This is a genomic window from Streptomyces sp. NPDC048612 (genome assembly GCF_043199295.1).
GTDB lineage: Bacteria > Actinomycetota > Actinomycetes > Streptomycetales > Streptomycetaceae > Streptomyces.
In genome coordinates this window covers 196966-210458 of the sequence record NZ_JBICVV010000003.1, presented here as the reverse complement: position 1 = coordinate 210458, position 13493 = coordinate 196966, and the positions used below count along the sequence as shown (strand labels likewise).

General features: G+C 73.6%; 11 protein-coding genes. 4 read left to right on the top strand and 7 right to left on the bottom strand.

Annotation, left to right across the window (positions count from 1 at the left end; all coding sequences use genetic code 11):
• Positions 1-175: 175 nt before the first annotated feature.
• The 3 genes from ACGFN2_RS07010 to ACGFN2_RS07000 form a co-directional block, all read right to left on the bottom strand.
• The gene (locus ACGFN2_RS07010; RefSeq protein ID WP_393358155.1) at positions 176-1807 is read right to left on the bottom strand and encodes a helix-turn-helix domain-containing protein; all 1632 of its coding nucleotides are present in this window, start codon (positions 1805-1807) and stop codon (positions 176-178) included.
• 220 nt (positions 1808-2027) lie between these two features.
• Entirely contained in the window at positions 2028-3242 is a 1215-nt protein-coding gene (locus ACGFN2_RS07005; protein WP_393358153.1) for an acyltransferase family protein, read from the bottom strand.
• Positions 3239-3424 carry a hypothetical protein gene (locus ACGFN2_RS07000; protein ID WP_393358151.1) on the bottom strand — a complete coding sequence of 62 codons (186 nt, stop codon included), beginning with the start codon at positions 3422-3424 and terminating at the stop codon, positions 3239-3241. The genes ACGFN2_RS07005 and ACGFN2_RS07000 overlap by 4 nt, the downstream gene beginning before the upstream one ends.
• Positions 3425-3676: 252 nt before the next feature.
• Here ACGFN2_RS07000 and ACGFN2_RS06995 point away from each other — a divergent pair, with 252 nt between their 5' ends.
• The 3 genes from ACGFN2_RS06995 to ACGFN2_RS06985 all read left to right on the top strand — a co-directional run bounded on the left by ACGFN2_RS06995 (position 3677) and on the right by ACGFN2_RS06985 (position 7639).
• Positions 3677-4510, top strand: coding sequence for an undecaprenyl-diphosphate phosphatase (locus ACGFN2_RS06995; protein WP_362610113.1), 834 nt, complete (start codon positions 3677-3679; stop codon positions 4508-4510).
• A 99-nt stretch (positions 4511-4609) separates the two neighbouring features.
• A complete protein-coding gene (locus ACGFN2_RS06990; protein WP_393358148.1) occupies positions 4610-5953 on the top strand; it encodes a PP2C family protein-serine/threonine phosphatase in 1344 nt (447 codons plus the stop codon).
• A 351-nt stretch (positions 5954-6304) separates the two neighbouring features.
• Positions 6305-7639: a DUF5685 family protein gene (locus ACGFN2_RS06985; RefSeq protein WP_393358146.1), complete on the top strand. Its 1335-nt coding sequence runs from the start codon at positions 6305-6307 to the stop codon at positions 7637-7639.
• A gap of 104 nt (positions 7640-7743) precedes the next feature.
• On the opposite strand, the gene ACGFN2_RS06980 is transcribed toward ACGFN2_RS06985, so the two are convergent.
• Both ACGFN2_RS06980 and ACGFN2_RS06975 read right to left on the bottom strand, forming a co-directional pair.
• Complete coding sequence (locus ACGFN2_RS06980; protein WP_393358144.1) at positions 7744-8571, bottom strand: hypothetical protein; 828 nt, start codon at positions 8569-8571, stop codon at positions 7744-7746.
• Positions 8571-9845, bottom strand: a complete 1275-nt coding sequence (locus ACGFN2_RS06975; RefSeq protein ID WP_362610122.1) for a VWA domain-containing protein — start codon at positions 9843-9845, stop codon at positions 8571-8573. The genes ACGFN2_RS06980 and ACGFN2_RS06975 overlap by 1 nt, the downstream gene beginning before the upstream one ends.
• Positions 9846-10325: 480 nt before the next feature.
• Here ACGFN2_RS06975 and ACGFN2_RS06970 point away from each other — a divergent pair, with 480 nt between their 5' ends.
• Positions 10326-11201 carry a fumarylacetoacetate hydrolase family protein gene (locus tag ACGFN2_RS06970; RefSeq protein ID WP_362610124.1) on the top strand — a complete coding sequence of 292 codons (876 nt, stop codon included), beginning with the start codon at positions 10326-10328 and terminating at the stop codon, positions 11199-11201.
• Here the strand turns inward: ACGFN2_RS06970 and ACGFN2_RS06965 are convergent.
• Both ACGFN2_RS06965 and ACGFN2_RS06960 read right to left on the bottom strand, forming a co-directional pair.
• Positions 11180-11998 carry an IclR family transcriptional regulator gene (locus ACGFN2_RS06965; RefSeq protein WP_393358142.1) on the bottom strand — a complete coding sequence of 273 codons (819 nt, stop codon included), beginning with the start codon at positions 11996-11998 and terminating at the stop codon, positions 11180-11182. The genes ACGFN2_RS06970 and ACGFN2_RS06965 overlap by 22 nt on opposite strands.
• A gap of 245 nt (positions 11999-12243) precedes the next feature.
• On the bottom strand, positions 12244-13422 hold the full coding sequence (locus ACGFN2_RS06960) for a MalY/PatB family protein (protein WP_393358140.1): 1179 nt from the start codon (positions 13420-13422) through the stop codon (positions 12244-12246).
• Between the last annotated feature and the right edge of the window lie 71 nt (positions 13423-13493).

Below are 13493 nucleotides of genomic sequence, written 5' to 3'. Positions count from 1 at the left end.
GCCCGTCAGCTCAATGGAGCAATATCGCCCATCTTAGGAGAATTGTGGACTATCGGCGGTATGGGGTATGGGTGCGGCGCCCGGGGTTCCAGGGAGCGACGGAGGGGTCCACGGAGCAGCGGATGCCCGGCGCGATGCCCCCCGGCGGACCGCCGTGGCGCCGCCGCGACCCGGTTCAGTCGGTGGGCGGCAGGCGCAGCTGGAGCATGGCCAGCAGCCGCTGGTCCGGGCGGCCGAGGTCGAGACCGGTCAGGTCCTCGGCCCGGCGGATGCGGTAGCGCAGGGTGTTGGGGTGCACATGCAGCTCGGCGGCGGCGGCCCGTACGTCGCCGAAGGAGTTCAGATAGGCCAGTACGGTCTCCGCCAACTGCCCCTGGTTGCGGCTGTCGTGGGCGACCAGGGCGGTCAGCCGGGGGTCGCGCATCTCGGGGTGCGCGGACAGCAGCGCCAGTACCTCGCTGACGAGCACCTCCGCCTGGATGTCCGGCAGCGCGGCGACCGTGGTGGCGACGCCGACGCTCAGCATGGCGTCGAGAATCCGGTCCGCCTCCCGACGCGATTCGGGGATCTCCCCGAGCGCCGGCACGATGCAGCCGACCGAACCGCGCAGCGACAGGCCCAGGTGACGGCCGGCCGCGTCGGTGATCTCCTGTCCCCAGCCGCGCAGTGTCCCGGTGTCGATGCTGCGCGGCAGCTGCGGCAGCAGCACATAGATCCGTGCATCGACCTGGGTGACCACGGCGCTGCTGTGCCGGGCCGCGGTGTGCACCGAGATCAGGTTGCTGACCTCGCCGCGGGCCAGCTCCGGCGGGGTGGCCTCGGCCGTCCCGTACGAGAAGCCCAGGACGGCGGCCGGACGGGCGGCGTCCAGGGAGAGATGGCTGGCCAGCGGCTGGGGCCCGGTGCTGCCCTCCAGCAGCCCGGCCGCGAGCGTACGGGTCAGCGTCAGATCGGCGGACAGCTCCCGGCGGCGGCGTACGAGGTGCAGGGCCGCGACCCGGGCAGCGCCCCGCAGCGCCTGGTCCGCGCGTTCGGTCAGCGGCGCGGAGCCCTCCTGCACCCAGATGACGCCCAGCTGCCGTTCCCCGGACCGGATGGCCACCGCGAGCCGCCGGCGGATGCCCAGCTCGGGGTGCGCGTCGATGTTGATCACGTCGTCGGAGGTGCGCAGCCGCTGGAACACGCCCCACTCGCGCAGCCGCGACAGATACGCCTCCGGGCCGTGCCAGCCCAGGATCGACCGCCGCCGCAGGTCGTCGACCTCGTCGTCGTCGGCGGACCGGGAGTAGGCCAGGACACGGTTGGCGGTGTCCTCGATGCTGACGATGCCGCCGGTGAGGATGGCGGTGGTCTGGGCGAGCGAGAACAGATCGCCCTCCTCGGCCCCCTCGCCGGGCCGCCCCTGCGGCGCGCTCTCCAGCGCCGCCCGCGCCAGCGCGTCCACCTGCTCCCAGCGCGCTTCGCTCCGTACGGACAGCAGCGCGATCCCGGCTTCGACGGCGGTCGCACTGAGCGCGGCGGCCTGCCCGGGGGCGTCCAGCTTGACCGCCACCGCGGCGGCTCCGTCGCGTCCGCCGGCCCGCAGTGCGGGAAACGCCGCGCGTCCCCGGGCGCCTATGGCGAGGATCAGCTCGCCGGGGTGGGCCATCGGCGGGTCCTCGGGGTCGAGCAGTGAGACGCTGCGGATCTCGACGTCCAGCCCGTCGGGCGCGGCCTGCAGCTCCACCAGGGGCTCGCCCAGTGACATCAGCAGCTGGCGCAGGCTGATGCCCGTACGGGGTGGTGGTGCCGCGGCGGCTGGGTCCATGGTCGGCGCCTCTGGAGGGGTCGGATGGCCGGGGCCCATCGCGCTGCCGACCCGCTCGCAGGTCTTTCCGATCATGTGGTGTCACGCACTCGACCGGCCCGGGACGGAGCCGTCACCGCAGGTATGAGCCACGCCAACAGTACTGCTGCGCTCCGCGGCGGCAATCGGGACCGTGCGGAACCCGCGGCCGCACCCCCGCCCTCGTCCGGGGACAGCGCCTTCAGGGCGACGCCGACGGCTGCTTCCCCGCGGGGGCCTTCGCCTTCCCTGCGGGCGTCTTCGCCGGGTCGGTCCCGGACTCCTTCGTGCCGGTCCGGGGCTCCTTTCTGAACGCCCAGGTCATCTTCGGCTCCATCGCGAAGCGGAAGACCCGCTGCACCGGCGAGGTGCACAGCAGGGTCACGACCGCCGCGGCGAGGAAGGTGACGGCGACGGCGCCCCACGAGGTGCGGACCCAGCCGGTGTCGTACCAGTCCCACCAGCGGGAGCCCTTGGCGAGGAAGCCGTGCAGCAGATAGCCGTAGAGCGTGCCGGCGCCCAGCGCGGTGCACCACATCCGGCGGCCCGGCACCCAGGCCAGGAAGCACACCGTCAGCACCATCGAGCAGCCGAACATGGCCGGCTGCATCAGCGCACCGATCCACCAGGGAGCGCCCAGCTTCTCGGCGCTGTCGGTGTGGTAGAACCACGCGTCGTTCATACGGGGCACCGCCCAGTACGAGAAGACCAGCGCCGCCGCGAGGACCGGCACCGCGGCGATCCGCACCGGCCAACGGCGCACCAGGCTGAAGTGCTCCGGCTTCAGGCACATCCCGACGACGAAGAACGGCAGGAACTGCAGGACCCGCTGGAGGTCCAGCTCGGTGCCGACGTCGGGGGAGACGGACGCCGCGACGGCGATCGCCAGGGCCACCGGAATCGGCCGGCGCACGATCCGCCACACCGGCGCGGTGAGCCGCCAGATGAACAGCGCCGCCAGGAACCAGGTGAGGAACCACGGGTCCAGCAGGTTGACCGTGAAACTCGGAATGTCGCCGGCCCAGTACCGGAACAGCGCGAAGGCGACCTGGAAGACCACGAACGGGACGGCGACGCCGGTGACCAGCCGCTGCAGCCGGTCGCGGCGCATGTCGAAACTGCGCGAGAAGTAGCCGGAGATGACGGTGAACGCCGGCATGTGGAAGGCGTAGACGAAGAGGTAGAGGGACGCCGCGCTCCGGCTGCCGTGGTAGTACGGCTCCCAGGCGTGCCCGACCGCCACCAGCACGATGGCCAGGTATTTGGCGTTGTCGAAGAACGCGTCGCGCTGTTTGGGCGGGGCGGGCGGCGCCGGTTCGCCGGTGGCGCCGGCCGGGTTGCCCTTCGTGCCCGCGGACGGTCCGGCGGCGGGCCGGTCGTCGTCCCGCTGTGTGGCGGACCGGGGAGCGGGGATCACGAGACGGCCTCCCAGTGGTCCGTCGGCCGCCGTGGCTCTCTCGCCGTGCCGGCGGGGGCGATGACCAGGGCACTCACGGTGAGCGGCATACCGGCTCCTCGGGTGGGCTGCTGCGGGGCGGGTGAGGCGTCCTGCGGGTGTGCCCCTTCCTCCCCCTGGTTGTCTACAGTGCTGTAGACCATCGCGAACTGTAGACGCCGGGACGCGCGGGGCGCACCCCAGGACGCGCGGGTGACAACAGGCGCTCCCTCTCAAAGCCCGCCCGCCCGCGCCCAGTTCACCGTTGGCCACGGCTGCGTTCATGCGTATCCGATCCCGGCGGCGCGCCGCCAGCTGATACCGCAGTCGTGATCCATCTCTCCCCGGCCGCGCCCTTCGGCCGGACCCTGACCGCACCGGTACAGTCGCCACCCCGACCACCCGGAATGGACCCCATGAGCGCGATCAGCATCGGCCAGGCCATCGTCCTCGGAGCCGTCGAGGGGGTGACGGAATTCCTGCCGGTCTCCTCCACCGGCCATCTCAAGATCACCGAAGGCCTGATGGGCATCCCCGTCAACGACAGGACGGTCGTCGCCTTCTCCGCGGTCATCCAGGTCGGAGCGATCGCCGCGGCACTCGTCTACTTCCTCAAGGACATCGTGCGCATCATGGGCGCCTGGTTCCGCGGTCTGCGCGACCCTGAGGAGCGGTACCACCACGACTACAAGTTCGCCTGGTGGGTGATCTACGCGACGCTCCCGATCGTCGCCGTCGGCCTCGCCGCCAAACCGCTGATCGAGGGCCCGCTCGCCTCGCTCTGGGTGGTGGCCGGCTCACTGATCATCGGCAGTGGCGTGATGTGGGCCGCGGACCGGATGGGCCGTCACAAGCGCGGTGAGGACGACACCTCGCTCAAGGACGCCATGTGGGTCGGCTGCTCACAGATCCTCGCCCTCCTCTTCCCCGGCTTCTCCCGCTCCGGCGCGACCATGTCCACCGCCCTCATGCTCGGTCTGGAGCGGGTCGCGGCCACCCGGCTGTCCTTCTTCCTCGGCATCCCCGCCCTCACCGGCGCCGGGATCTACGAGCTGAAGGACGCCATCGGCACCGGCGCGGCCGTCGCACCGCTCGTCATCGGCACCGTCGTCTCCTTCGGCGTCGCCTACGCCTCGATCGCCTGGCTGCTGAAGTTCGTGGCCAAGCACACCTTCAACTCCTTCGTCGTCTACCGCGTCCTCGTCGGCGCACTGCTCTTCGGGCTGCTGGGCGCGGGCGTCCTCGGCTGACGGCCACCCGGGCCCCGGGAGGCGCCGCTCTGCGCCGCACGGAGGACCGGCCCGGCGCCGCGGCGGGCCGCGCCGCCGGCTTGCTGATGGGATGGGGGCATGAGGAGCGCCCCGCGCCCGGCGGGCCGCAGTGCCCTGGAGGTGGCCTTGTCGAACCGCGACGGCGCGGCGGCGGACCGGGACGCCGACGAGGCCGGCGTACTGGCCCGGCTGCACACGGTGGAAGAGGCCGCCGAGCAGATCGGCACGGTCCTGGACGAGCAGACCATCTGCGCCGAGCTGGCCCGCTTCCTGTGCCGCCACCTGTGTGACGCCGCGGCGGTGGACCTGGTCACCGAGCAGCGCTCCGGGGCGCGGCTCCCCTCCCCGCCGGCGCTCACCCGCGTCGCGACCGCAGGCCTGGTCAGGGTCCTGGAGGCCCGCTTCCCGGACGAGGGACCGGAACGGCCCGGCGACGCCTCCCCCGCGCTGCGGGCGCTGCACGAGGAGCGCCCGGTCACCGCGGCGGCGGTGCTGCCGGGCGGCCGTTCCGCCGAGGCCGTGGCCGCGCCGCTGCTGGCGTACGGCCGCCGGCACGGTGTGCTGCTCGCCCTGCGCGCGGGCGGCGCCTTCACCGCGCACGAGACCGCCACCCTGCACCACCTGGCCCACCTCACCGCCACCCGGCTCACCCACGCCCGCCGGTACGCGGCGGTGCAGCGCACGGCGACGGACCTGCAGCGGGCGCTCCTCGCGGAGCCCGGCCGGCCGCACCCCAACCTGGAGCTGGCCACCCGTTACCTGCCGTCCGGCACCAGTGCCCTGGTCGGCGGCGACTGGTTCGAGACGGTACGGCTCCACTACGGGCGCACCCTGCTCGTCATGGGCGACGTCATGGGGCACGGGCTCGACGCGGCGGTCGACATGAACGCCTACCGCTCCCACCTCCGCTATGTCGCCTCGACCGACCTGCCGCCCCATCGCGTCCTGCGGCAACTCGACACCGCCGTGGCCGGGGAGGATTCCCGCCGTCCGGCGACCTGTCTGCTGGCCAGGGTCGATCCGGCGCGCGGACTCGCCGCGTTCGCCAGCGCCGGTCATCTCCCTCCGGCGGTCATCGGCCCCGACGGCACCACCTGCCTGGTCGATGTCCCCGTCGGCCCGCCCCTGGGGACCGGCGTGGGCGGCTACGAACTCGTCACCCGCACCGTCACCCCCGCGGAAACCCTGCTGATGTTCACCGACGGGCTCATCGAGCGGCGCGGCGAGGACATCGACGCCTCGCTGTCCCGGCTGGCGAAGCTGCGGCTGCCCGCGGGGGCGGGTGTGGAGCGGACCCTCGACGAGGTGCTGCTCCACCTCGACGGGCTGCACGCCGAGGACGATGTCGCCGTCCTCGCCGCCCGCATGCGCCACCACCCGGGCGCGGAGCCCGCGGAGCCCGCCGAACCGGAAGAGGGCTGACGCCGAGCCGGGGCGTCACGGCCGGTGCGGAGAAGAATTCAGGAACCGGCTGAATGATCCTGGCGGGCGGTGCGTATCTCAGGGTGAGCCGAGGGATTTTCCCCGATTCCCGGTTCGGCCCCGGTCTTGCCTGTGGACCGGGCCGTGCGGTCGCCCCGCCCCTGCTACCCCCTGGCAGGGGGCCGGGGCGGCCGCCCAACTCCGCCCCGCCCCCGCCCCGATGACGGTCCGCCGGGAACCCCGGCCGAGGGGTATGTGTCCAGGTCAGCGGCACAGTCGATACGCTCTTTCCGCGCTGCCGGCCGCGCCCTGTCCAGGCCGGCCCATGCCGACTTCTTACGGGGTTTCCTTATGTTCGGAATCGTCAGGCCCTGCACCCATCGCCTGACCGAAGGGCTCAAGGCGGAGTGGATGGCCCATCTGTGTGGCCTCTGTCTCGCGCTGCGCGGCGACCACGGGCAGTTCGCCCGGGTCGTCACGAACTACGACGGGCTGATCGTCTCGGCCCTGACGGACGCTCAGTCGGGCCGTGTGGAGGCCCGCCGCCGGACCGCCGGACCCTGTCCGCTGCGCGGCATGCGGACCGCCCCGGTGGCGAAGGGGGAGGGCGCACGGCTGGCGGCCTCGGTGTCCCTGGTGCTCGCCTCGGCGAAGATACGTGACCATGTCGCCGACCGGAACGGGATGCTGCGCCGCCGGCCGGTGGCCGCCGCCGCGCGCAAGGTCGCCGCCGGATGGGACCGGGCCGGGGCGCGCACCGGCGCCACCCTCGGCTTTGACACCACGGTGCTGGTCGACGCGGTCGACCGGCAGGTGGGCATCGAGCAACTGGCCGGCCCCGGCACACCGTTGACGGTGATCACCGAACCGGCCGAGACGGCGACCGCCGCGGCCTTCGCGCACACCGCGGTGCTGGCGGGCCGGCCGGGCAACGCCGCGCCGCTGGCCGAGGCCGGGCGGCTCTTCGGCCGGCTGGCCCACCTCCTCGACGCCGTGGAGGACCGCACCGCGGACGCCGCCGAGGGCGCCTGGAACCCGCTCACCGCCACGGGCGCCACCCCCGCCGAGGCCCGCCGGCTGTGCGACGACGCCCTGCACGGCATCCGTCTCGCCCTGCGCGACGTGGAGTTCACCGATTCCGCGCTGGTGCATGTGCTCCTCGTGCACGAGCTGCGCCGCTCGGTGGACCGCGCCTTCGGCACCGTCACCTGCTCCCACCAGGGACACGGAGCCCCGGGCCCGTACGGCGGCCAGGGCGGCAACCCGTACGCGAACGGGGCAGGTCAGGCCGGCGCGTACGGCCCGCCCCCGCAGTACGGGCAGGTGCCGGCCAGCGGCCCGTACGCCCAGGGCGGGCCGTATCTGAACGGGCCGCAGAACCCCTACCACGGCGGCCAGACACCTCCCGGCGGTCCGGGCGGCGGCGACGGCGGCGGCCCGGGTGGCGGAGGCGGCGGGGCGCCGCAGTTCCCGCAGCCGCCCAAGAAGCCCCGTGGTCTCCTCGCCGGGTGCGCGGCCGCCATCGGGCTGTGCTGCACCTGCCAGTTCTGCTGCGCCGAGGAGTTCGAGGGTCCGTGGTCGCGCAAGAAGCGCGAGGGGTGCTGCCACAAGTGCGACTGCGACTGCAACGGCTGCGGCTGCGAGTGCCTCGGCTGCTGTGAATGCCTGACCTGCTGCAACTGCTGAGCGCCGAGGGTCTCTTGCCGGCCGTGGCCGGCTCCCACGGCCGGGCGGGGTGATGCCTGGTACGCGGGGCGGCCGGGGCCCGGTGCCCCGGCCGCCCCGTCCGGTCAGGCGCCCGGCGGCAGATGCGCCGGGCGGCCCGCGCCCCGGGTGAAGCGGTAGCCGGCGATACCGCCGAGGGCCGCGAGCAGCCCGCCCACCGCGGTCCAGATCCAGCGGTCGGACCACCAGCCGGAGGACCAGCCGCCGTCCGGCTCGCCGAGCGCCGCACTCGTCCCGGGAGCGGCGCTCTCCGCGGCCTCCGGTGTCGCGGCGCCGGCGCCGGGCACCAGGGGCGCGGCGAGGGTGCCGTCCACCGCGTGCGCACCGCCGGTGTCGGCGGTGGTGGCGTCGACCTCGGCGCGTACCGGCAGGCCGAGGTCGTCCTTGCGCACGTCGCTGACGGTCAGCCGGAGGTAGTAGCTGCCCGGCAGCGGGTCGTTCGCCCAGGGTTCCGCCCAGGCGCGGACCGTGCGCAGGGTGCAGGACAGCTCGACGGACCCGGCGTCCCGCTCCGCCGTCCTGGACTGCGCGCCGTAGGTGCACGCCTGGCGGCGGCGCAGCCCGTCGTAGACATCGAGCCGCCAGGTGGCCGCGCCGTGCCGGGCGGCCTGCGGGAGCGTCACCTTGGCCTTCACGGTGGCGCGCTGTCCCGCGTCCACGGGCAGCACCCAGTAGAGGTAGTCGCCGGTGGAGGCGCTGGCAGTGGCCCGCTGCTCCGGCCTGATGGCGGTCGCGGTACGGAACGAGGTGCCGGCCTCGGTCGGCGCGGCCGCCTCCGCATCGGCACTGCTGCTCGCGCTGGGGGAGGGGCTGTCGGCGGCCGCGGTGCCCGCGAGGCCGAGAAGTCCCGCGCCCGCGAGGGCGGCGGTCAGCAAGGTGGGTATGACGCGCATCAGTTGGTCCTCCAGACGGTGATACGCCAGCGGGAGATCCAGCCCCACAGCAGACCGGCGACCAGTCCCGTGAGCAGCATCGCGATCAGGAACCACCAGCCGTGGCCGAGGCCCAGGAACGCCGCGTCGCCGGCGTCGTCGGGACCGTCCACCAGGTCGACGGACAGCTCGACCGGCAGGCCCGGGTCGGTCTTGACCGAGGCGGGCGCCGAGAAGGAGTTGCTGACCTGCAGGCAGACGGTCTCCGCCGACGGCTGGTCCGCGTCGTCCGAGGACGCGAGCGGCGCCTTGGGGTAGCGCAGCCCGGACGAGATCACATCCGTACGGCCGTCGCCGGCCTCCGCACCGCGGACGATCTCCCGCCCGTGCACCGTCGAGGCGCGCAGCAGCACCCCGTAGTCGTTGTTGACCGCGCGGTCGGCGGCGATGCTCACCGAAGCCCGCAGCTCCTGGCCGGGCCGGACCGCCACCCGGTACCAGCGGTGCTCGGCGAACTTCTCACGGTCGGTGTAGACACCGGGCTTGAGAACCGGCGCGCCGTCGCACTGCCCGGCCCCCTCGGCCGGTTTCGGGGTGACCACGGGCCGGGCCGCGCGGTCCACCAACTGGTGTACGCGGTCCCGGAGTTGCTTGGTGTGCTCGACCGAGGTGTAGGTGCCGCCGGTGGCCTCCGCGATGCAGCTGAGCTGGTTGCGGGTCTTGGCGTCCGGCAGCAGTCCGAGGGTGTCGACGGTGAGGTGGATGCCCTTGGCGGCGATGTCCCGCGCCACCTGGCAGGGGTCGAGCGGGGCGCAGGTGTCCTCGCCGTCCGTGATGAGGACGATCCGGCGGGACCCGTCACCGCCCTTGAGGTCGTCGGCCGCGCCCAGCAGGGCGGGACCGATGGGGGTCCAGCCGGTGGGGGCGAGGGTGGCCACCGCGGTCTTCGCCTCGGTCCGGTCGAGCGGCCCGACCGGGTAGAGCTGCCGGGTGTCCTTGCAGCCGACCTTCCGGTCCTCGCCGCGGTAGTTGGCGCCCAGGGTGCGTATGCCGAGCTGGACGTCCTCCGGCACGGCGTCCAGCACCTCGTTGAACGCCTGCTTCGCGGCGGCCATCCGGCTCTGCCCGTCGATGTCCCGGGCCCGCATCGAGCCGCTGACATCGAGCGTCAACTCGACCTTGGGGGCGGACTTCGCGGCCGGTTCGCCGGCGACGGCAGGTGTGGGGAGCAGCGCGACGGTCATCGCGGCGAGCAGGCCGCACACCCCGGCCGCCAGCCGTTTTCTTGTGATCATTGCCGGATCGTATGGAGAAACGCCCCGCAGGCCAAAACGGTGTCAGGAGCGGTGCGGGGAACGGCCGGTGGGTGACGGACGACGCCACTGCCGAAGGGCCCGGGCTTCCCGTCCGCAGTCCGTCGCGGCGTCTCCTGCCGCGTGCTCGGTTTCCCCCAACCCTCCGATCAGATCCGGTCATTGCGGCCGACGGGTCGTCTCCCGTACGGTCGGCACACCGCGTCTCACTGGCTGGTGCAGAGTCCCAATTATTGGGACACACCATGTTGTTGAGGAGTAAATCATGTCATGGACGACCCGGGAACGGGGCCGAGTCGGGAAAGCCGCCGGGAGCAAGTGACCGGGCGGTGCCGGTCTCCGCCGACCGGAGGCGGCGGCCCGCACAGGACCTCATGCGACACCGGCCCGGAGCCGTCCGGACCGCAGCTGCCGAGCGCCCCGCCGCACCGCGACGGGGCGCCGTACCGCCCTGGAGAGCCCATGTATCTGGCCACCCTCACCCATCAGGGGCGCGACCGGCTCGCCGGCCGGCTCGCCCCGCAGGACCCCTGGCGGCTGGCACCGGCCTCCGTCTCCCTGGCGGACGTGATCACCGGCGGCACCCTGCCGTGGTCGTGGGGTCAACTGCCCACCGGGGCCGACCTGCTGCCGGCCCTGCCGTACCGGCCGGGCGCGCTGTACGGCGTCGGGATGAACTACCGGGACTCCATCACGGAGCGCGGCGGGGAGCGCCCCGCCGAGCCCTGCCTCTTCCCCAAGCTCGCCTCCAGCGTCATCGGCAGCGGCGAGGCGGTCGTCATCGACCCGGAACTCACCCAGCGCGTCGACTGGGAGACGGAGCTGGCCGTCGTCATCGGCACCGAGGCCCGGCGGGTCTCCGAGGCGGACGCGCTGCGGTACGTCTTCGGCTACACCGTCGCCAACGACGTCAGCGCCCGGGACCTGCAGGAGCGCGACGGGCAGTGGCTGCGCGGCAAGGGCCTGGACACCTTCTGCCCCCTCGGGCCGGTGCTGGTCACGGCCGACGAGGTACCGGACCCGCAGCGGCTGCGCATCCGTACCAAGGTCAACGGCGAGACGGTGCAGGACGGTTCGACGGCCGACATGGTCTTCCGGGTCTCCGAGCTGATCGCCTATCTCAGCCGCTTCTTCACCCTGCGGCCCGGAGACGTGGTGCTGACCGGAACCCCGGCGGGCTGCGGCGACTTCATGCGGCCGCGGCGGGCCCTGCGGCCGGGCGACCTGCTGGAGTCGGAGATCGAGGGGATCGGGCGGCTGGCCAACCCGGTGCGCAGCAGCGTGCCCGACGGCGCCGGTGAGCGCGTCGCCGTACCTCAGGGCCCGGGCGGCAGGTAGCCCAGAGAAGAGGAGAGTTCCCGGCACACCTCGGCCACCACCGGGCCGTAGGCCGGCACCAGCGGCTCCATGCGGTCGGCCACCCCGGCCACGCTGATGCAGGCGACCGGCATCCCGGTGTGGTCGTAGACCGCGGCGCCGCAGCAGCAGCTCGACTCGTCGAAGTCCCGCAGGTCCTGGGACCAGCCGCGCTCCCGGGTGCGCTCGATCTCGGCATGCACCTCCGAGACCGTGGCCGCGGACACCGGGGACGCCGGATCGCGGACCAGCTCGATCAGGGTGTCCTCCAGCTTCTGCCGTGGCAACGCCGCCAGATAGGCGCGGCCCAGCGAGCTGGAGTGCAGCGGACGGGAGCCGCCCGGCTCGGCGGTCACCACCGAGGGCCGGGTGCCGCGCTCGCGGTGGACGAACACCATCGTCAGACCGTTGGGCACCCCGAGGCTGACGGTCTCCTGGGTGAGGTCGGCGAGCTTGCGCAGCGCGGGTGCCGCGGTGTCGCGCAGCGTGGTCGAGGCCACTGCGGCGGACGCCAGCCGTACCGCCGTGGGCCCCAACTGCCATTGCCCCGCGGCCGGGGCGTGGGTCAGCCAGCCCTGCTCCTCCAGGCGGTCGACGAGGCGGTAGGCGGTGCTCCGGGTCAGCCCCAGCGCCTGGGCGAGTTCCGGAGTCGAGACCCCGCGGTGCCCCGCCACATGGGTCAGGATGGCCAGCCCCCGGTCCAGCGCGCCCGCCGCCCGCTCACCCGGGCTCCCGCCGCCGGACGTCCGGCCGGCCCCCGGCGCCACTGACTCGCTCATCGTCGCCCTCGGTCCTTCCGGTACGCGCTGCGGATCGGGTCGGTCGCGTGACACTACGACCCGGTTCCGGTGGCTGTCACGGAGACTGATGCGTGCCATGCGGCCGTCACCGCGCCCCGTGTCCCGCGCCGAACGAGATCATGTCCTAACGAATGGGACTCCCGCAAGGCACGCTGACGGGGCGGGCGTTCGGTGCCCGAGGGCCGGGGCCCGCCGGCCACCGGGCGAGCGGCCCGGCGTCGTGGTCAGTCCAGCGCCGCGGCCATCCGCCGGACCGCCTCGGTGAGTATGCCGGGCGAGGTCGCCAGATTGAGCCGTACGTGCCCGGCCCCGCCGGTGCCGAAGCCGGGGCCCGGGCTGAGGGCCACTCTGCCGCGGGCGAGGAAGACCGCGGCGGGGTCGTCACCGAGGCCCAGCGGACGGCAGTCGAGCCAGGCGAGATAGGTCCCGGCGGCGGGGCGGTAGCCGATCCGGGGGAGCCGCTCGTCCAGCAGGCCCGCGAGCAGGCGGCGGTTGTCGTCGATGCCGGCGCACACCGCGTCCAACCAGTCGCGGCCGTCCCGCAGGGCGGCGGTGTGGGCGATGATGCCGAGGTGGCTGGGGCCGTGGCTGACCTCCTCCGGGAGGCGGGCCAGATCGCGGGCCGCGGCGGGCCCGGCAAGGGCGAGCGCCGCCTTGAGCCCGGCCAGGTTCCACGCCTTCGACGCCGACATCAGCGCCAGCCCGTTCTCCGCCCCCGGCACGCTCAGATACGGCACGAAGGCGGTGCCCCGGGCCACCACGGGCGCATGGATCTCGTCGGAGACGACCCGTACGCCATACTGGTCGGCCAGTGCCGCGACGGCCGTCAGCTCCTCGGCGCCGTGCACCACGCCGGTGGGATTGTGCGGGCTGCACAACAGATACGCGGCCCGGTCGCCGCCCGTCGCGGCGCGCCGGAACGCCTCCTCCAGCGCGACGAAATCGATCCGCAGGTCCTCGCCCAGCGGAGCCTCCACCACGCGGCGGTCCATATGCGTGACGAACTGGTAGAACGGCGGATAGACCGGGCAGTTGACGACCACCGGGTCGCCCGGACCGGTGATCAGCTTGAGCATCTCGACGATGCCCAGCATCACGTCCGGCACGATCGCCGTGCGCTCCACGGCCAGTCCGTCCCAGCCCCATCGCGCGCGGGCGAAGTCGGCCAGCGCCGTGGCGTACGCGGTCCCCGCCGGGTAGCCGGTGTCGCCGAGCGCGACCGCGTCGGTGATCGCGCCGGCGACCGGGGCGGCCAGCGGTACGTCCATCTCTGCCACCCACAGCGGCAGCACATCCGCCGGGTAGGTGCGCCATTTCATGCTGGTACGCCGGCGCAGTGCGTCGAGGGAGAGCCGGTGCAGCGGGTTGGGGTCGTCGGGGGTGTCACGCGGCGCGCTGTCCATGAGGCCAAAATAGGCAGGTTCCCCGGCGAAGGGCAGGGGGGCGGGCCCATCGGGCGAACCCGGGCGCGGGC

What these genes read in the sequence shown, in the direction of transcription:
- ACGFN2_RS07010 (WP_393358155.1), bottom strand. Translation starts at nt 1,807, where the DNA reads ATGGACCCAGCCGCCGCGGCACCACCACCCCGTACGGGCATCAGCCTG.
- ACGFN2_RS07000 (WP_393358151.1), bottom strand. Translation starts at nt 3,424, where the DNA reads ATGGTCTACAGCACTGTAGACAACCAGGGGGAGGAAGGGGCACACCCG.
- ACGFN2_RS06995 (WP_362610113.1), top strand. Translation starts at nt 3,677, where the DNA reads ATGAGCGCGATCAGCATCGGCCAGGCCATCGTCCTCGGAGCCGTCGAG.
- ACGFN2_RS06990 (WP_393358148.1), top strand. Translation starts at nt 4,610, where the DNA reads ATGAGGAGCGCCCCGCGCCCGGCGGGCCGCAGTGCCCTGGAGGTGGCC.
- ACGFN2_RS06985 (WP_393358146.1), top strand. Translation starts at nt 6,305, where the DNA reads ATGTTCGGAATCGTCAGGCCCTGCACCCATCGCCTGACCGAAGGGCTC.
- ACGFN2_RS06980 (WP_393358144.1), bottom strand. Translation starts at nt 8,571, where the DNA reads ATGCGCGTCATACCCACCTTGCTGACCGCCGCCCTCGCGGGCGCGGGA.
- ACGFN2_RS06975 (WP_362610122.1), bottom strand. Translation starts at nt 9,845, where the DNA reads ATGATCACAAGAAAACGGCTGGCGGCCGGGGTGTGCGGCCTGCTCGCC.
- ACGFN2_RS06970 (WP_362610124.1), top strand. Translation starts at nt 10,326, where the DNA reads ATGTATCTGGCCACCCTCACCCATCAGGGGCGCGACCGGCTCGCCGGC.
- ACGFN2_RS06965 (WP_393358142.1), bottom strand. Translation starts at nt 11,998, where the DNA reads ATGAGCGAGTCAGTGGCGCCGGGGGCCGGCCGGACGTCCGGCGGCGGG.
- ACGFN2_RS06960 (WP_393358140.1), bottom strand. Translation starts at nt 13,422, where the DNA reads ATGGACAGCGCGCCGCGTGACACCCCCGACGACCCCAACCCGCTGCAC.